General features: G+C 59.2%; 16 protein-coding genes and 1 pseudogene. 11 read left to right on the top strand and 6 right to left on the bottom strand.

Going from position 1 to position 18,088, the window contains the following annotated elements; all coding sequences use genetic code 11:
• Window positions 1-56 precede the first annotated feature (56 nt).
• The gene (locus PR018_RS10980; protein ID WP_224127810.1) at window positions 57-569 is read right to left on the bottom strand and encodes a DUF1134 domain-containing protein; all 513 of its coding nucleotides are present in this window, start codon (window positions 567-569) and stop codon (window positions 57-59) included.
• A 278-nt stretch (window positions 570-847) separates the two neighbouring features.
• On the opposite strand from PR018_RS10980, the gene chpT reads away from it, so the two are divergent.
• A complete protein-coding gene (chpT, locus tag PR018_RS10975) occupies window positions 848-1,495 on the top strand; it encodes a histidine phosphotransferase ChpT (RefSeq protein ID WP_142823522.1) in 648 nt (215 codons plus the stop codon).
• A gap of 110 nt (window positions 1,496-1,605) precedes the next feature.
• The gene (locus PR018_RS10970; protein WP_111222508.1) at window positions 1,606-1,968 is read left to right on the top strand and encodes a response regulator; all 363 of its coding nucleotides are present in this window, start codon (window positions 1,606-1,608) and stop codon (window positions 1,966-1,968) included.
• Between the two features lie 117 nt (window positions 1,969-2,085).
• Here PR018_RS10970 and ctrA read toward each other — a convergent pair whose 3' ends face one another.
• Window positions 2,086-2,787, bottom strand: a complete 702-nt coding sequence (gene ctrA, locus PR018_RS10965; protein ID WP_111222509.1) for a response regulator transcription factor CtrA — start codon at window positions 2,785-2,787, stop codon at window positions 2,086-2,088.
• A 439-nt stretch (window positions 2,788-3,226) separates the two neighbouring features.
• Between ctrA and PR018_RS10960 the strand changes: the two genes are divergently transcribed.
• A complete protein-coding gene (locus tag PR018_RS10960) occupies window positions 3,227-3,577 on the top strand; it encodes a flagellar export protein FliJ (RefSeq protein ID WP_111222510.1) in 351 nt (116 codons plus the stop codon).
• 179 nt (window positions 3,578-3,756) lie between these two features.
• Window positions 3,757-4,226, top strand: a pseudogene (locus PR018_RS10955) (paraquat-inducible protein A).
• Between the two features lie 25 nt (window positions 4,227-4,251).
• Here the strand turns inward: PR018_RS10955 and sciP are convergent.
• From sciP to cysQ, 3 genes are all read right to left on the bottom strand, one after another.
• On the bottom strand, window positions 4,252-4,527 hold the full coding sequence (gene sciP, locus PR018_RS10950; protein ID WP_111222512.1) for a CtrA inhibitor SciP: 276 nt from the start codon (window positions 4,525-4,527) through the stop codon (window positions 4,252-4,254).
• Between the two features lie 422 nt (window positions 4,528-4,949).
• The gene (locus PR018_RS10945; RefSeq protein WP_142823520.1) at window positions 4,950-5,990 is read right to left on the bottom strand and encodes a DUF2793 domain-containing protein; all 1,041 of its coding nucleotides are present in this window, start codon (window positions 5,988-5,990) and stop codon (window positions 4,950-4,952) included.
• 136 nt (window positions 5,991-6,126) lie between these two features.
• Window positions 6,127-6,921, bottom strand: a complete 795-nt coding sequence (gene cysQ, locus PR018_RS10940; RefSeq protein WP_142823519.1) for a 3'(2'),5'-bisphosphate nucleotidase CysQ — start codon at window positions 6,919-6,921, stop codon at window positions 6,127-6,129.
• Window positions 6,922-7,523: 602 nt separating this feature from the next.
• On the opposite strand from cysQ, the gene PR018_RS10935 reads away from it, so the two are divergent.
• Window positions 7,524-8,129 (top strand): hypothetical protein, encoded by a 606-nt coding sequence (locus PR018_RS10935; RefSeq protein ID WP_142823518.1) that lies wholly within the window; start codon window positions 7,524-7,526, stop codon window positions 8,127-8,129.
• On the opposite strand, the gene PR018_RS10930 is transcribed toward PR018_RS10935, so the two are convergent.
• Window positions 8,101-8,727 carry a polysaccharide deacetylase family protein gene (locus PR018_RS10930; protein WP_244615307.1) on the bottom strand — a complete coding sequence of 209 codons (627 nt, stop codon included), beginning with the start codon at window positions 8,725-8,727 and terminating at the stop codon, window positions 8,101-8,103. The two genes, PR018_RS10935 and PR018_RS10930, sit on opposite strands and share 29 nt — an antisense overlap.
• Before the next feature lie 430 nt (window positions 8,728-9,157).
• On the opposite strand from PR018_RS10930, the gene PR018_RS10925 reads away from it, so the two are divergent.
• From PR018_RS10925 to PR018_RS10900, 6 genes are all read left to right on the top strand, one after another.
• A complete protein-coding gene (locus PR018_RS10925) occupies window positions 9,158-10,408 on the top strand; it encodes a sarcosine oxidase subunit beta family protein (RefSeq protein WP_142823516.1) in 1,251 nt (416 codons plus the stop codon).
• A gap of 12 nt (window positions 10,409-10,420) precedes the next feature.
• The gene (locus tag PR018_RS10920; RefSeq protein WP_142823515.1) at window positions 10,421-10,699 is read left to right on the top strand and encodes a sarcosine oxidase subunit delta; all 279 of its coding nucleotides are present in this window, start codon (window positions 10,421-10,423) and stop codon (window positions 10,697-10,699) included.
• A complete protein-coding gene (locus tag PR018_RS10915) occupies window positions 10,696-13,653 on the top strand; it encodes a sarcosine oxidase subunit alpha family protein (protein ID WP_142823514.1) in 2,958 nt (985 codons plus the stop codon). Before PR018_RS10920 ends, PR018_RS10915 begins: the two co-directional genes overlap by 4 nt.
• 10 nt (window positions 13,654-13,663) lie before the next feature.
• Window positions 13,664-14,218 carry a sarcosine oxidase subunit gamma gene (locus PR018_RS10910; protein ID WP_142823513.1) on the top strand — a complete coding sequence of 185 codons (555 nt, stop codon included), beginning with the start codon at window positions 13,664-13,666 and terminating at the stop codon, window positions 14,216-14,218.
• A 233-nt stretch (window positions 14,219-14,451) separates the two neighbouring features.
• Window positions 14,452-16,878, top strand: a complete 2,427-nt coding sequence (locus PR018_RS10905) for a GcvT family protein (RefSeq protein ID WP_142829252.1) — start codon at window positions 14,452-14,454, stop codon at window positions 16,876-16,878.
• Between the two features lie 307 nt (window positions 16,879-17,185).
• Window positions 17,186-18,088 (top strand): branched-chain amino acid ABC transporter permease, encoded by a 903-nt coding sequence (locus PR018_RS10900; RefSeq protein WP_142823511.1) that lies wholly within the window; start codon window positions 17,186-17,188, stop codon window positions 18,086-18,088.

Genomic DNA, 18,088 nt, shown 5'->3' with positions numbered 1-18,088 from the left:
CCATCGGGCAAGCTTCATGTCCGTGCGCGGTTAATATCGCGGTCGGGGTCGCCTGGTCAGAAGGGGTTCCAGGTCGGTTGCGGCGTGACCTTGAGATAGCCGAGGTTGAGGCCGAGACGGGCACCGATACCGGTGCGGATCGGCACGACGACGATGTTGTTGTTTTTCAGCGCGGTCATGCCGACGCCGGCGATCACAAATGCCTGGCCGCTGATGCCTCCGAAGCGGGTGTAGATCGCTTCGGTGTTGGCGAGGTTGTAGACCAGCATCATGACGCGGGTGCCCTGGCCGCCATAGTCGAAGCCGAGCGATGGACCCTGCCAGTAGAGCGGGTGCTCGCCTGCGTTCTTGGTGTTGAGCTGGCCCTCGCCATAGGTCAGGCCGGCGATGAAGGCGCCGGAGCCCTCCTGTCCGAGGATGTAGCCGTTCGGCAGGCCGTAGCGCTCAAAGGCGGTCTCGACAACCTTGGCAAGGCCGCCGCTGGTGGAGCCGAAGAAAGAATGGCCGGCGTCGATGATCTCCTGAACGGTGTACTGGCCGCTGTTGGGCGCTGCTTCCGCCGCGCGCATGGGCAAGGAAACACTGACGAGGGCGGCGAATGCAGCCACCATTCCGAGGCCGAATAGTCTGCGTAGGATTTGATTGCGCATAGGCTCATCCGTTCATCTCAGTGGGCGCAAAGCATGCGCCCGACGATGGCCGCATTTTGCGTTGATCCTCTTAACAATCGGTTTACCAAATATGGTGTCTTTATGGCGCAACAGATGCTGAAACTGGTAATCCCCGTGCAAACTTGCCGTGCCAATGTCAGGTCATGAAACCTCGCCCGGCATACAGGAGACAATGAATGTCAAGAAATCCGAATCTGACTTTGAATGGGACGGATCTGGCCGCGCTCCTGTGCAGCCGCGTTTGCCACGATGTCATTTCGCCCGTCGGCGCCATCAACAACGGACTGGAACTGCTGGACGAGGGCGGCGCTGATGCGGATGCCATGGATCTCATCCGCACGAGCGCGCTGAATGCCTCGGTACGGCTGAAGTTTGCGCGCATCGCCTTCGGTGCATCCGGGTCTGTCGGTGCTTCCATCGATACGGGCGAAGCCGAGCGCGCCGCCAAGGATTTCGCCGAGGCCGAGAAGAAGGCAACCGTCGTCTGGAACGGACCGCGGGCGATTGTCGCCAAGAACCGGGTCAAGCTGCTTCTCAACCTGTTCCTGGTCGCCTATGCGTCCATCCCGCGCGGCGGCACGATCGACGTGACCCTCGAAAATCCAGAATTCGACGCGAAGTTCACACTTGTCGTCAAGGGCAAGCTGATGCGCGTTCCGGCGAAATTCGCCGAGATCTGCAATGGTGTCATCGAGGAAGCGATCGATGCCCATTCCGTGCAGCCCTATTACACGGTGCTGCTGGCCGACGAGAGCGGGATGGACATCACCTACACCGCAACGGCCGAAGAGATAACATACGTCGTAGAGATGCGGGCGGCTTAACCCTGCGTTGCGCTGACGGGGAAAAGTAACGATTTCTTTAGCGTCGAGCCACTATCGTCTTTCGCGAAGACGCGTTCCTTGGACAGTGGTTCGATGCAAAGGAGTTGCCCATGCAGCGGTTCATGATAGCCGACACATCCGACGTCGTGCGCAAGGTCGGCATGCGCATTCTGTCCGAACTCGATTTCCTCGTCAGCGAGGCATCGAACGCGCACGAAGCGCTGAGCCGTTTCGAATCCGGTATTCCGCATTACATGATCGTCGATGCCGGCATGGACGGCGCGCTCGAGCTTATTGCCGCGATCCGCGCCATGCCAGAGGGCAAGGACGTGAAAATCTACTACTGTGTCGTCGAAGCCGATCTCAAGAAGTTGATGGCCGGCAAGCGGGCAGGGGCGACAGATTTCCTGCTGAAGCCATTCGACCGCAAGATCCTGACGGCCGTGTTCGGCAACCGCGCCATCGCAGCCTGAGGATCAAGCACGCAAGTTTCCGATCTGCTTCGCCCGAACGATTGCCACTAAAAATCCCGCTTCGTTGCCGAGGCGGGATTTTTGATATGTGGCAGTGGTCGGGTTCCGTCGGGTAGCTCAGGCGCTTTCGGCGTAGCTGCTGCTTTCCGGTTCGCGCAGCACATAGCCGCGGCCCCAGACTGTTTCGATGTAGTTCGCACCGCCGGCCGCATTGGCGAGCTTCTTGCGAAGCTTGCAGATGAAGACGTCGATGATCTTCAGTTCCGGTTCGTCCATGCCGCCATAGAGGTGGTTCAGGAACATTTCCTTGGTGAGGGTCGTACCCTTGCGGAGCGAAAGCAACTCCAGCATCTGGTATTCCTTGCCAGTCAGGTGGACACGCTGGCCGCCGACTTCGACGGTCTTGGCGTCGAGGTTGACGATCAGTTCGCCCGTCGAGATGACCGACTGGGCGTGACCCTTGGAGCGACGGACGATCGCATGAATGCGAGCGACCAGTTCGTCCTTGTGGAACGGCTTTGTCATGTAATCGTCGGCACCGAAGCCGAGACCGCGAACCTTGTCCTCGATGCCGGCCATGCCGGAGAGGATGAGGATCGGTGTCTTGACCTTCGACAGACGCAGCGTACGAAGAACTTCGTAGCCAGACATGTCTGGAAGGTTCAAATCGAGTAGAATGATATCATAGTCATACAGCTTGCCAAGATCCACGCCCTCTTCACCGAGGTCGGTCGTGTAGACGTTGAAGCTTTCGGATTTGAGCATCAATTCGATGCTCTGCGCTGTCGCGCTGTCGTCTTCAATGAGTAGAACCCGCATAATATTCCCCTTTACCGCCGCCGAAAGGTCGAAAGCCTCCTACGCGATACCGATTCAACCACTGCCTGATTTGAAAGCTGCCACGGAATGGTTAACAAATTCTGATTCCATCTGGCAAGCTGTATCGACTTTATTAAATATTTTTCTCACTTCCCTGATTTTCCACGCAAATCAGCATTCCGATTTTCTTAACTTCTACATTAAGAAAATAAGCCAACTGATTCTTTTGAATCGATAATGCCTTTGTTTCGATTTCGTCCGAGGTATTTACCGACCCTTAAATGATAGGGCCTATCATTAACGATGCCCGTAAACGAAAGGTTACCAGAGGTAGCTTTTTGTTAACGCCGCCGGAATTTTTTTGTCCCATTGCGATTCAAATCGACGTGGGCGGGTAATGTGTAGAGATCCGGGGTCTCTCATCACGGGAGTAATGCGTATGAAGTCACGTGAGAGCCTAGTCCGTCTGAAAGAGTTCCAGGTAAACGAAAAACGTCGCCAGTTGCAGCAGTTGCAAATGATGACAGCGGAATTCGACAGGATGACCAAGGATCTGGAGAGCCAGATCGTCTTGGAAGAGAAAAAGTCCGGAATTACGGACCCGAACCACTTTGCCTATCCGACTTTTGCCAAGGCCGCGCGGCAGCGTGCGGACAACCTGCAGGTCTCGATCCGGGAACTGCGGACGCAGGAGGAGGCCTTGGAAAGCACTCTCGAAGAGATGCAGGCCGAGTATGCCAAGGCGGCAGCGCTGGAAGAGCGTGACGGGGGGGCGAGAGCCCGCGCCTGATCGCATCTTCGCTGGGGTTTGTGAAAGTCATCGCGAAGAGCCGTGCATGACTGGCCTGGTGGCCAGCCATGCACGGTTTTTGGCGTTTTTCCGACCGCTCTCCATTCGGGGCACAGTTGCGCCCCGGGCCGGCTTCAGGCTATCGCTGCACCCGCAGCATCGTCTTGGAGGATCGGGTCATGGACATCAGGAGCGTCAGGGCCGTTCTCCTGATTGCGGCGCCATTTTTCCTGGCCCTCGGCTTGGTCTTGCCGCTGGTGCGTTTCGACCGGCTCTATTTTTCAGCGAGACGCCGTCGTTGCTTGCCATCGTCGCATCGCTCTGGCAGAGCGGCAACGTTGTGCTTTCGGTAGTCGTGGCTGTCGTGTCGATCGGGTTGCCGATCGTGAAACTCGTGGCCCTGGCGATGGAGGCCCTGTCCAGCGATGGCAGGGGCGAAGGCGGGGCATTTTTCGAGCGGGTCGTTCCGCAACTCTCGCGCTGGTCGATGATGGATGTGATGCTCGTGGCAATTGTAATCGCGGCTGCCAAGACCAGTGGTCTGGCGAGCGCTTTCACGCAGCCCGGTCTCTGGTTTTACGCGGGCTCGACAATAATTTCGGGCCTCCTCCATTTCCTCCTGAGGAATGGATCGGGCCCGAAAAAATAGGTTCTGTGAAGATCAGGTTATCGCGTCAGTGGCGATATTGCTGGATGCGCGTGGTGCGCAGGCCGGCAAGACCATGGCTGCTGATGGAGGACTGCCAAGACAGAAACTCCTCGACCGTCAGCGTATAGCGGTCACAGGCTTCTTCCAGGCTCAACAGGCCACCGCGCACAGCCGCGACAACCTCAGCTTTACGGCGGATGACCCAGCGCCGCGTATTGGGCGGGGGCAGGTCAGCAATCGTAAGGGGGCTGCCATCGGGGCCGATGACGTATTTCACCCGGGGACGTATCATTTCGGTCATTGGACTCTCTACACACACTCAAGACCACTTCCAGGACTGTATCTCGCCACATTTAAAAATTGACTAAGCCCTCAGTAACACTTTGATAACAATTTTACGGAGTGTGGCGCGCAAGTGATTTGCGGCGGCTTTCCAATCGTCGCCGATCGCCGCCAAGTCCTTATGTTCGCGCAGAAACTGGCTGATTCGCGGGATTTCTTTTAAGTCGCTAATTCAGTATTTTGTGTTTTTGAGCAGCAGTGAACAGCTGAAATTATTTTGTATTTTTTCAATGGCATCCAGCTGATCTCTCAGAGATTGGCGCAAACTGGTGGATCGTTGGGCGCGCTTTTCGGTGCGGAGGCGAGGTCGGGGGATGCGTTCGGTGCCGGCCGAGCCATTGACCGGCAGTTTTTGGATCTGCCGGCCTCTCCGTTAATTTCTCAAAGCCGGACTATGGTTATCTCCGTTTTACCGGCGCCGAAATCGTATTGCGCCGTGCCGGAATGAAGCAAGGTCAGCAGATCGCCGGCGTTAAGGATGGCCAATCCCACGCCGCTGTGGCGAAACGGGTTGCTGCTTGCCACGGCACTGGCGGTGGCAAGCGTGGTGCTGCCGTTGGCGACAAGGCTGGCGGAATGCCCAGCGGAGGTGAGGATGCTTGCGCTCAATGATAGAAGATAAAGACCTGCGGCCGGCACCACGAGGCGATTGCCGAGGCTGCTACCGAGGCTCGTGCCGAGTGCGAAGCCGCCACGCGCGGCGCTCAACTGTGTAAAGCCGGTCTGGCTGCCGCTCGACGGTGTCAGCGCGCCGACGGCGAGCGATGCACGCGCGGCCGGTTGTTGCGGCATGTCGACGATGCCCTGCGGCGACACTGACAGCCCGGTCTGCCATGTCCCACCGTCCGGGCTGACCTTGATGGAGAAACTGTCGTTGCCCGCCAGTCCCAGTTCCGCGCGCCCAGACCAACCGGTCTGGAAGAGCAGTGAGGCAGTGTCGCCGGAAGAGTTCTTGTTGACCTTGATCTGGTGGCCGTTGCCGGCATTGTTGAACAGCGTTGCTGCAGCGCTGACGGTGAGGCGGTTGGTGGCATCGGTAGACGCATTGATGCCGAGCGCAGACATCGTGCCCTCGGATGGGAGGCTCATTTCGCTCCAGGTGCCGCCTTCGAGGACGCGAAGGCGGTTGTCGGCCTTGAACCAGGCGCGCCAGCCGGTGCGGGGCTGCAGAAAAATCCAGGCTCCGTCCTGCCTGAGAGCCAATTGTGCGGATTTGCCTGACCAGATGCCTGTCGCCGCCGACGCGACGAGATAGCAGTCGCCCTCGCTGATGGGGTCGGGCGGTGGCGATGAGCGGGTCGCAGTGATGGCGAGCTGGACCATGGCATCCAGCCGTTGCAACGCTTCGTTATGGGTGACGTGCTTTTGAGCCTGGGATGGCAGGATATAGGGCAGGGATAGGTTGGCGGTCTGGTCTGACATGGGCATCTCCCGCGGTGTGGGCCGGAGCTTTCAGGTCAGCTTGCCGGCGTCATTCACCGTGGAGTTTAAAGCCGATGGAGGGTGCGGGGATGAAAAACGCTAGTCGGCGTTGTTTTTGCTGGATTTTCCGGACGGTTTATCCCCCGGAAGCTGTATTCCGTGCGCCCCATGAGATGAAGTCGGGGTTGGCGAAGTCGCTGTCGGTCGGCTGGTTTCGCTTGCCATAGCCGAGCGGTTTGCCATCGAGGGTGACTGTCGTTCCGCCTGCTGCGCGAAGCACGGCATCGCCGGCGGCCGTGTCCCATTCCATCGTCCTTGCGAAACGCGGATAAACGTCCGCCTTGCCTTCGGCGAGCAGGCAGAATTTCAGCGAGGAGCCGATCATCGTGCAGGCGCTGACGGCGTTGTCGGAGAGAAAGTCGTCGGTTCGGTCGTTGCCGTTGCAGCGGCTGGCGAGCCCCGTCAGCGTTTTACCAGCCTGGCGCGCGGTGATCGGCGTGCGGCTGGCGATCCTGAAGTCGGCATCCACCACCAGCTTTTCAGCCACGCCATCCTCGCCTGTGAAGGCCACGCCGAGGGCAGGGGCATAGACGATTCCGGCAACAGGTTTGCCGTCAACGATATAGGCTATGTTGACGGTAAATTCGTCGCGATGCTCGATGAATTCACGTGTGCCGTCGAGCGGATCGACCAGGAAGAACGGCGTCGTGCCGGTTGCCGGACTGTAGCCAGCGGCCACTGCCTCTTCCGCGATGACGGGAATGTCCGGAAAAGCCGCCGCAAGATGGGCAAGGATGATCACCTCCGCCCTCTCATCCGCAACAGTTACGGGCGACAGGTCGAGTTTCCGGGTCACCGCATGTCCGGAGCGGTAGACGGCCAGAATGGCCTGACCCGCTTCCAACGCGGCTTTTTCAAATACTGCAAGCATGATCCTCTTTTACGCCATCCTTGGTCTCGGTGCCAAGGGAGTGCTTGGGCAGGGGCAGCCTCAACTCGCCATGGGCGAGTGAGATCCTGTTGCCAAAAATATCAGTAAAAATCAGCTTCGCTTCACTATCGAAAAATACCTTATTGTTTTTACTTTATGAGGCGAAACTTAATTTTAGATTTTTTACAAAAAAATGACAGAAAAAATTCGCGAATATATAAATAAACTTGAGAGTATCATTTGATTTCTATGATTTTAAATTTTAAAACATAAAAGTTTTTCACCGCACTTCTGAAGGTCCATTCGATCTATGCGATCGATAGAATAAGAAAATTTTATTTTGCTCTACGAGAAATGCGAAAATGTATCAGCAGGAAGAGTACAATACTTCTGTTATGCCGGCAGAATTGAAGTGGATCGACGTCTGTATTGTTGCAACGCGTCGCCCCGATTTGCTGGAGCGGACACTTCGGTCTTTCCACGCAAATATTTTCAGTGCCTTCAGGATACGCAGGATCATTGCAAATATCGATCCGCTGTTCGGGAGCGAGGCGGATCAAGAGAGATGCATAGCCATCATTCGCCAGTATGACCCGAATGCCTTGATCTCTCTTCCCGAGCGGCCGAATTTCGCGAAGGCCGTCGCTAGCAACTGGCTGGCCAGTTCGACCGACGTCATTCTCCGTCTGGAAGACGACTGGCTTCTCAATCGCCCGGTCCGCCCGGATCACCTGCACGCCTTTGTGGATTACCCGTGGATCGGCCAGATCAGCTTCAATCACGCCAACAAGCGATGGGATGTCCGTAAAAATGGGTCATTCTGCTACGCCCTGAAGCACTTCCGGCTGATTGGCATAAAATGCTCCATCGGCCAGAAGAAGCCGACATTTCTGACGGGGCCATCCTTTCTCAGGGGATCCTTCGCTCACCGGTCTGCCGAACTGATGGATTTCGCTCTCGATCCGGAAAAGCAATTTTGCCGAGGGGTCAACCGCCCGCTGGAGCGCTATGCAGCGCAATATCGGAACCTGATCGTCGGCGAGATCGATGCTTATTACATCGAGGATATCGGCCGGAGTTGGAGGAAAGAGCGCAATATCGTCAAGCAGGTGGTTGCAGGCCAGTCCTATTGGACTGGCACAGCGCCCGAGGCGAATGAAGCGCCTGAAATCCGGCTCGTTACAGAATCCGGCTCCAGAGAAATTTAGGAACGATATCTTTCCGGCGCACCGTGACGCGTGGCAGGCGCATCTGGTCAAGGCTGGCGTTTGCCTTGCCTTTGATGGTGGTCGTTGCCGTCAGGAACCCGCTGTCTCGGGCGATTGCCACGACGAGATCATTATGGCTTCCGAACGGGTAGCTGAAAGCCGTCACCGCGCTGCCGCTGATATCCTCGAGTTCGGCCTTGCTGCCTGCCATCTGCTCGCGTGCCTCGGCCTCGCCGAGCAGGCCCAGACGGGCGTGATCGAGGGTATGGGCACCCACCTCCTGGCCGCCAGCCATCCATTCCCGGAGTTCTTCTTTTGTCATGCAAGGGTCGACCGGCATCCTCCCCTCGTCCCACTTGTTATAGCCGCCGACCTGGCGGCTAACGAAATAGGTGGTGGAGGTGAAGCCGAACTCGGCCAGAACCGGCAGGGCATTGTGATGAACGTTGCGGTAGCCGTCGTCGAAAGTGATGCCGACCGCCTTGCCCTTCTTTTCGCCCGACATGTAGAGGCCGAGTTCTGCCATCGAGCAGCCGGTATAGCCAAGCAATTTCAGAGCCCGCATCTGGCTTCGAAAACGCCGCTTGCTGACAAACATATATCGCGACCCCACCCCGCGCGGCGGGGCGTCGGCGATGTGATGATACATGAGTATCGGGAAGCTCCGATTGCTTGCCTTATCGCCGGGTACGACAGTATTCATGACACGATACCAATTTCAGTGATCTGTCGTTTACTTCAAGGCTTAGAGGAATGGTAAGCGGTAATGTGAAATTCGCGTCACAATGCTGATTTTCCACAAGTGCGGAGCTGTTACCCACGCAATATCTCGTTGGTGATATATTTCGAATTCCGATTAGCAGAGTGAGGTCTGCGGTGTCCCCGCGAAAAAGACCGGACCAACTCACTTCTTCCATGTGCCAAGGGAAAAAAGATCATGTCCTTATCAGCGAATTTTAGGTCCTTCGGAGGCTTGTTGTTTTTGCTGCATGTGCGAATGTCTGGCGGGATCGAGTTTGGGACATCGCATGCGTTATTCAGCACTCAACATCTTGAAGCAGGCATTTACCGGCAACCGTGACTGGAAGCCGGTCTGGCGGACGCCGGCGCCGAAGCCGCATTACGACGTGATCATCGTCGGCGGGGGCGGGCATGGGCTGGCGACGGCCTATTATCTCGCAAAGGAGCATGGCATTACCAATGTCGCCGTGCTGGAGAAGAGCTATATAGGCTCCGGCAATGTCGGCCGCAACACGACTATCATCCGCTCGAACTACCTGCTGCCCGGCAACGAGCCGTTCTACGAGCTGTCCATGAAGCTGTGGGAAGGTCTGGAGCAGGACTTCAACTACAATGCCATGGTGTCCCAGCGCGGCATCGTCAACCTGTTCCATTCGGACGGCCAGCGCGACGCCTATGCGCGGCGCGGCAATGCGATGCGGATGCACGGCGTCGATGCCGAGTTGCTCGACCGCGAGCAGGTCCGCAAGATGATGCCATACCTGAACTACGACCATGCCCGCTTCCCCATCCTCGGCGGTCTGCTGCAGAAGCGCGGCGGAACGGCCCGCCATGACGCGGTTGCCTGGGGCTATGCGCGGGGCGCCGATACGCGCGGGGTCGATCTGATCCAGCAATGCGAAGTGACCGGCATCCGGCGGGAAAACGGTCAGGTCACCGGGGTCGAAACGACGCGCGGCTTCATCGGCTGCAACAAGCTGGCACTGGCTGCTGCTGGCAATACCTCGACGCTCGGTCGCATGGCCGATCTCGACCTGCCGATCGAAAGCCATGTGCTGCAGGCTTTCGTGACCGAGGGGCTGAAGCCGGTGATCGACAATGTCATCACCTATGGTGCGGGCCACTTCTATATTTCGCAGTCTGACAAGGGCGGGCTGGTGTTCGGCGCGGATATCGACGGCTACAGTTCCTATGCCCAGCGCGGCAACCTTGCGACGGTCGAGCATACGCTGGAGGAGGGGGTGTCGCTTATCCCCGGACTGTCGCGCGTGCGGGTGCTGCGCGCCTGGGGCGGCATCATGGACATGAGCATGGACGGTTCGCCGATCATCGACCGTACGCCGATCGACAATCTCTATCTGAACTGTGGCTGGTGCTACGGTGGGTTCAAGGCGACGCCTGCCTCCGGCTTTTGCTTTGCGCATCTTATTGCCCGGAACGAGACCCACGACGTCAGCCGGTTTTTGCGGCTCGACCGCTTCGCCCATGGTTTCGAGATCGACGAAGGCGGCAAGGGCCCGCAGCCGAACCTGCATTGAGGGCATGAGATAATGGCAAGCTTGATACACTGCCCGCATTGCGGCATCCGCCCGAAGGAAGAATTCGCGATCCGCGGCGATGCCTCGGTATCGCGCCCGTCGCCCACGGCATCCGACGATGCGTGGAACCGCTACGTCTATATCCGCGACAATCCACGGGGTCGCTACCGGGAACACTGGCACCACGCCTCCGGCTGCCGCCGCTGGCTGGTGGTCGAGCGCAGTAACGTCACGCACGAGGTCTTCTCTGTGACGGATGTCGCCGACGCTGTGCGGGAGGGCGCGGAATGACGGCCTATCGCGTTTCCATCGGCGGTCTTGTCGATCGCGGCACCTCCCTCGGCTTCACCTTCGACGGCAAGCGCCTGCAGGGGCTGGGTGGCGATACTCTCGCCTCCGCACTGCTGGCCAACGACCAGATGCTGGTCGGCCGCAGTTTCAAATATCATCGTCCGCGCGGCATCGTCACGGCGGGATCGGCCGAGCCGAACGCTCTGGTGACCATTGGCAAGGGTGGCCGCACCGAGCCCAATACGCGCGCTACGGTTGCCGAACTCTACCAGGGGCTCGATGCGGTCAGCCAGAATCGCTGGCCGTCGCTGAAGCACGACATCGGCTCGCTCAACAGCTTGCTGTCGCCGTTCCTCGGGGCTGGTTTCTACTACAAGACCTTCATGTGGCCGGCGGCCTTCTGGGAAAAGGTCTACGAGCCGATCATCCGCAAGGCCGCAGGCCTCGGCCGCGCCGTGATGCAGGCCGATCCGGATCGATATGAGAAATCCTGGGCCCATTGCGACCTGCTGGTGGTCGGCGCGGGACCGACTGGTCTGATGGCGGCCCGTACTGCGGCGCGCGCCGGACTGCGGGTCATCCTTGCCGACGAAGGCTTTCGTCTCGGCGGCTCGCTGCTGTCGGAAAAGCTCGCCATCGGCGGGATGAGCGCCGATGCTTTTGCCAAGACCGTGCTTGACGAACTGGCAGGCTTCCCCAATGTCACGCTGATGCCGCGCACGACGGTTTTCGGCTGGTACGACGACAATGTTTTCGGCGCAGTCGAGAAGGTGCAGAAGCACATCGCCATGCCGTCGACGGATCTGCCGGTGGAGCGGCTGTGGCGGATCATTGCCAAGCGGGCAATTGTCGCTACCGGGGCCGAGGAGCGGCCGCTGGTTTTCGGCGGCAACGACCGGCCGGGGGTGATGATGGCTGGGGCCGCGCGCAGTTATCTCAACCGCTACGGTGTTGCCATCGGCCAGAAGGTTGCTGTGTTCACCAATGGTGGCTCCGGCTATCGCACGGCGCACGACCTGATCGCCGCAGGCGTCGAGATCGCCGCGATCATTGACACCCGCCCGGGGACATCGGATGTCGCGCCGAATGGCGTGCGCGTTATCCATGGCGGCACGGTCGTTGCCACCAAGGGCAAATACCGGATCGAGGGTCTGCTTGCCGATCGTGGCGGACTGGACGAGTTCATCGGTTGCGATGCGCTGGCAATGTCCGGCGGCTGGTCGCCGATCATCCATCTCGCCTGCCAGCGCGGCGCCAAGCCCGTCTGGTCGGACGAACGGCAGGCGTTCATGGCGCCGGAGGATACAGGCGGGCTAGTTGTGGCCGGATCTGCCGGCGGTATCGACAGCGTCGCTGGTTGCCTCTCCGACGGTGCGGCGAAGGCTGCCGCCGTCATAGAGAGCCTGGGTTTCAGTGTTCAGGGCCATGACGTGCCCGAGGTCGAGGGCGCGTACGATCCCTCGTTCGCAGCCGCCTGGCACGTGCCCGGCGCGCGGGACAAGGCGTTTATCGACTTCCAGAATGATGTGCATGCCAAGGATATGGGCCTCGCGCTCCGCGAAGGTTTCGGCCATGTCGAGCATGCCAAGCGCTACACCACCAACGGCATGGCGACGGATCAGGGCAAGCTCGGCAACGTCAACGCGGTTGGCATCATCGCCGGCATGCGCGGCGTCAGCCCGGCGGCGGTTGGCACGACGACATTCCGGCCGTTCTACACGCCGGTCTCCTTCGGTGCGATGGCGGGGGCGGCGCGTGGAAAACATGCGCGGCCCGTACGGCAATCGCCACTGCACGGCTGGGCGAAGAAGAACGGCGCAATCTTTGTCGAGGCTGGTGCCTGGTACCGCTCCTCGTGGTTTCCGAGGGGCGACGAAAAGACCTGGCGCGAAAGCGTCGACCGCGAAGTGCTCAACGTCCGCGCCAATGTCGGCATCTGCGATGTCTCGACACTCGGCAAGATCGAGGTGTTCGGCAAGGATGCCGCCGAGTTCCTGAACCGGATCTACAGTAACGCCTTCCTCAAGCTCCCGGTCGGCAAGGCGCGCTATGGGCTGATGCTGCGCGAAGACGGTTTCGTCTACGACGACGGCACGACGAGCCGGCTCGCTGAAAACCATTTCTTCGTGACGACGACGACCGCCTATGCGGGCGAAGTCATGAGCCATATGGAATTCTGCGCGCAGGTTCTCTGGCCCGATCTCGACGTGCGCTTCGTGTCGTCGTCGGACCAGTGGGCGCAGATGTCGGTTGCCGGCCCGAAGGCCCGACTGGTGCTGGAGCAACTAATCGAGGACGATATCTCCAACGAGGCATTCCCGTTCCTGGCCGCAGCCAGCGTGACGCTCAAGGGCGGATTGAAGGGGCGGCTGTTCCGCATCTCGTTCTCCGGCGAACTCGCCTTCGAACTGGCTGTGCCGGCAGGTTTCGGTGAGGCGGTGGCGGATGCGGTGATGGAAGCGGGCAAGGCGCACGACATCTGCGCTTACGGCGTCGAGGCCCTGAATGTGCTTCGCATCGAGAAGGGGCACGTTACCCACAACGAACTCGATGGTCGCACCACGCCCGACGACGTCGGTCTCGGGCGGATGCTGTCGACGCAGAAGGCGGATTTCATCGGCAAGCGACTGTCGACCCGCTTCGGGCTGACGGCGGCGGACCGTGGGCAGCTTGTCGGCCTGAAGCCGGTCGATCACGACAAGGAAATCAAGGCCGGCGCGCATATCCTCAAGGAAGGCGCTGTACCGTCGACGGCCAACGACCAGGGCCATGTGTCATCGGCCTGCTTCTCGCCGGTGCTCGGTCATTCCATCGCGCTCGCCATGCTCAAGTCAGGGCGCGAGCGGATCGGTGAAAAGGTGCTGGTCTGGGATCGGCTGCGCGGCGACGAGTTCCTGGCCGAGGTCTGCAGTCCGGTATTCGTCGATCCGGACGCCCAGAAACTACATGTTTGAGGAGCGGGCCATGCGCGTCGCATTCACCAACCGCCATATCCTGGAAGAGCGGATCGCCGGCTTCCATTCGCAGCCAAGCGTCGATCACCTGTCGATCATCCGCCACGCCGCCATTTTTTCTGTTCTCGCGAATACAGGCCATGAGGCCTGGGCGCTGGCGGCGCTGCGCGCAATGCAGGATGTGTCGGTGCGCAGCGTCGGGCCGGGCGAATGGCTGGTGATTTCCGAGGCACTGGGCGCGGAAAGCCTGGCGCGGGATCTCTCTATGCTCGACGCGGCACGGCTGTCGTTTTTCGAGCAGAGCGACGGACGGACGCTGCTGCGTCTCTCCGGACCGAATGTTCGTGCTATTCTCGCCAAGTGCGTGCCGGTCGATCTGCATCGAGACGTCTTTGCCGAGGGCCAGTCGGGCACCATGCTCTGCTGCCATGTCACCGCCAACGTGGCCCGTACCGGGGCCGATACGTTCGAGATTGCGGTGATGCGCTCCTTCGCGGGAACGGTCTTCGACGAGGTGCTGGAGATGGGTCGCGAATTCAACTTGACGGCTGGTTTCGCAGACTAGGATCATGGCGCGATGAGGACAATCTCCATGTCGCAAATGGAAGTATCGGCTTCGCAGTTCGGGCTATGTGGCCTGAAATTTTGCCTCTAGGCTGATCCTCAATTCGACGGATCGAAGGGAGTTTTTCGGCGGGGATTGCCTTGCCGAACATCCTTTCGCCGGCATCGCACGCCAACCCATTCCAGACTGTTTCGATTGCGCTACCATCTCGCGCATGCAACCGGAGATTATCCATGAAAAGCCATACGAAGGTCGTCGTCATCGGCGGCGGTGTCGTCGGATGTTCGGTCCTCTACCATCTGACGAAATTCGGCTGGACCGACGTGGTTCTGCTGGAGCGCTCGGAGCTGACATCCGGCTCGACCTGGCATGCGGCTGGCGGCATGCACACGATCAACGGCGATCCGAATGTCGCCAAGTTGCAGAAATACACGGTCGAACTCTACAAGGAAATCCAGGAGTATTCCGGCCAGGATATCGGCTTGCACATGACCTCCGGCCTGATGCTGGCGGCAACGCCGCAGCGGTTCGACTGGCTGAAGTCCATCCTTGCCAAGGGTCGCTACAACGGGCTCGAGGCGACGCTGCTGTCGCCGAAAGAGGCGCACGAGATGATGCCGCTTCTCGATCCCGACCAGTTCGTCGGTGCGCTCTACGATCCTGTCGAAGGTCATCTCGACCCCTACGGCACGACGCATGCCTATGCCAAGTCCGCCAAGAAGAACGGCGCAGACATCTACCTCCACACCAAGGTCGAGGATCTCGTTCAGCGCGAGGACGGCTGCTGGCGGGTGATCACGAACCAGGGCGAGATCATCGCCGAGCATGTCGTCAACTGCGGTGGCCTCTGGGCTCGTGAAGTCGGCCGCATGGTCGGCATCGAGCTGCCGGTTCTTGCCATGGAGCACATGTACCTCATCACCGAGGACATGAAGGAAGTCACCGACTTCAATGCCGCGACCGGCAAGGAACTGATGCACTGCGTCGATTTCGATGGCGAGATCTATCTCCGCCAGGAGCGGCAGGGCATGCTGATGGGCACCTATGAAAAGGCCTGTCGGCCTTGGTCGCCGCTGAATACGCCCTGGGATTTCGGCCACGAGTTGCTTGCCGAGGACATCGAGCGGATCACGCCCGAGCTCGAAGTCGGCTTCCGGCATTTCCCGGCTTTCAACAATGCCGGCATCAAGAAGATCATCAACGGTCCCTTCACCTTCTCGCCGGATGGAAACCCGCTGGTCGGTCCGGTGCGCGGCATGACCAATTACTGGTCGGCCTGCGCTGTCATGGCCGGCTTCAGCCAGGGTGGCGGCGTCGGTCTGGCGCTTGCCAACTGGATGATCTACGGCGACCCGGGTTTTGACGTCTTCGCCATGGATGTCTCTCGCTACGGCGATTATGCGACGCTTGCCTATACCAATGCCAAGGTGCGCGAAAACTACCAGCGCCGCTTCTCCATCCGCTATCCGAATGAGGAATTGCCGGCCGGCCGGCCGCTGCTGACGACGCCGATCTACGACAAGCTGAAAGCTGCCGGCGGCGTGTTCGGCGCTTACTACGGACTGGAGCAGGCCCTGTGGTTTGCGCCTGCAGGCGAGGAGGATGCGTTCTCATGGCGGCGTTCGAACGATTTCGACGTGGTCGGCGCCGAAGCCAAGGCGGTGCGCGAGAGCGTCGGCATGATGGAGACATCCGGCTTTGCCAAGTATACGGTCACTGGAGCCGGCGCCGAAGGCTGGCTGGACGGCCTGCTCACCTGCCGCATGCCCGCCATCGGCCGCATGACGCTGGCGCCGATGCTGAAGGACGACGGCAAGCTGATCGGCGATTTCACGCTGGCCAAGCTCGGAGAGGGAGATTTTCTGCTCATCGGCTCCGGCGTCGCCGAATCCTACCACATGCGCTGGTTCGAGGATCGTCTGCCGAACGACGGCTCAGTCGAACTCAAAGCGCTCGGCCTGTCGCTGCTCGGCCTGTCGATTGCCGGACCCAATGCCAGAAAGCTGCTGGAAAAGCTTACTCATCAGGACATCTCCGACGCCGCGTTCCCGTTCATGGAAATCAGGCGAATGGATATCGGCATGGCGCCGGCCATCGTCGGTCGCGTCTCCTATACCGGCGATCTCGGCTATGAGCTGTGGATGAAGCCGGAGTACCAGAACTATCTTTTCGATCTCATCATGGAGGCGGGGAAAGAGTACGGCATCGGGTTGTTTGGACTTCGCGCCCTCAATGCGTTGCGTCTCGAAAAATCCTATGGCAGCTGGTCGCGCGAATACCGGCCACTTTACGGTCCTTACGAGGCAGGCCTCGGTCGATTCGTGGCTCTGTCGAAGGGCGCCGATTTCGTTGGCAAGCAGGCGGCGGCCAGGGAAAAGGCGGAAGGCGGCTCTATGCGGCTGAAAACCTTCATCCTTTCGGCTAGGGATGCTGACGTCATCGGCGACGAGCCGATCTATTACCAGGGAGAGGTGAAGGGCTGGGTGACATCTGGCGGGTTTGCCCATGGCTCCGGTGTCTCGGTGGCGCTCGGCTACGTTTCGAAGGAAATCGCGGATGAGACAGAGGGTTGGTCGATCGAATTGCTCAGCGAATTGCTGCCGGCGAGCCTTCAGTCTGCGCCGCTGTTCGACGCCGACGGCTCGCGCATGCGGTCCTGATTGTCACTGAGCTTTGCTGTCGAACGGGCCTCGCGGGGCCCGTTTCTGTTTGAATATTTTCAGCCTAAAATGCTTTTACGCGCACCAGTGGTTATTTTTCAGCCGGAGCGTGCTTTTTTTGACCATCCTGTGGATTAAAATGCGCCAATCCCTCATTTTCTGAAAAGAATTTATCAACGTACTGTATTTTTGTCTTCACATTCGCGCCGAAAGCGCTATGGATTTTGAGGAATGGATGCCTCTTTTGCAGGCAAACGTTAACCAATAAGAGACGCGAAAAAAATTCGCGTCCAGGGGAAAGAGATATATGGAGTACTTTATCCAGCAGCTCCTTAACGGGCTGACTCTTGGGTCCATCTATGGCCTCATCGCCATTGGCTATACGATGGTTTACGGCATTGTCGGCATGATCAATTTTGCCCACGGTGACGTCTTCATGCTGGGCGGGTTTGCTGCTCTCATCGTCTATCTGGTGCTGACATCGATCTTCATCGGGTTGCCGGTCGCCGTTATCCTGCTGATAATGATGGTCGTCGCCATGCTGGTCGTCAGCCTCTGGAACTGGGTCATCGAGCGCGTTGCCTACAGGCCATTGCGCGGATCGTTCCGCCTGGCGCCGCTGATCACCGCGATCGGCATGTCCATCACCCTGTCGAACTTCATCCAGGTTGCCCAGGGCCCGCGCAACAAGCCTATCCCCGCGCTTGTGCGTGACGTCTATACCATTGCAGGCATCTCCGTATCGCTGAAGCAGATCATCATCCTGATCATCACAGCAGTGCTGCTGGCTGTGTTCTGGTACATCGTCAAGTTCACAGCGCTCGGTCGTGCCCAGCGCGCCACCGAACAAGACCGCAAGATGGCCGCGCTGCTTGGCATCAACGTCGATCAGACGATTTCCATCACCTTCATCATGGGCGCAGCGCTCGCTGCCGTCGCGGGTACCATGTACCTCATGTATTACGGTGTGGCCTCGTTCACCGATGGCTTCACCCCCGGCGTCAAGGCTTTCACCGCGGCGGTTCTCGGCGGGATCGGTTCCCTCCCGGGGGCTGTGCTTGGCGGGGTGCTCATCGGCCTCATCGAGTCGCTATGGTCTGCCTATTTCACCATCGCATACAAAGACGTCGCAACCTTTGCGATCCTGGCCTTCGTGCTGATCTTCAAGCCGACTGGTATCCTCGGACGGCCTGAAGTCGAGAAGGTTTAA

The organism is Rhizobium rhododendri (assembly GCF_007000325.2).
In the GTDB taxonomy this organism is placed as follows: domain Bacteria; phylum Pseudomonadota; class Alphaproteobacteria; order Rhizobiales; family Rhizobiaceae; genus Rhizobium; species Rhizobium rhododendri.
The sequence above is the reverse complement of the archived record's forward strand: the minus strand, read 5'-3'. Positions and strand labels throughout refer to the sequence as shown.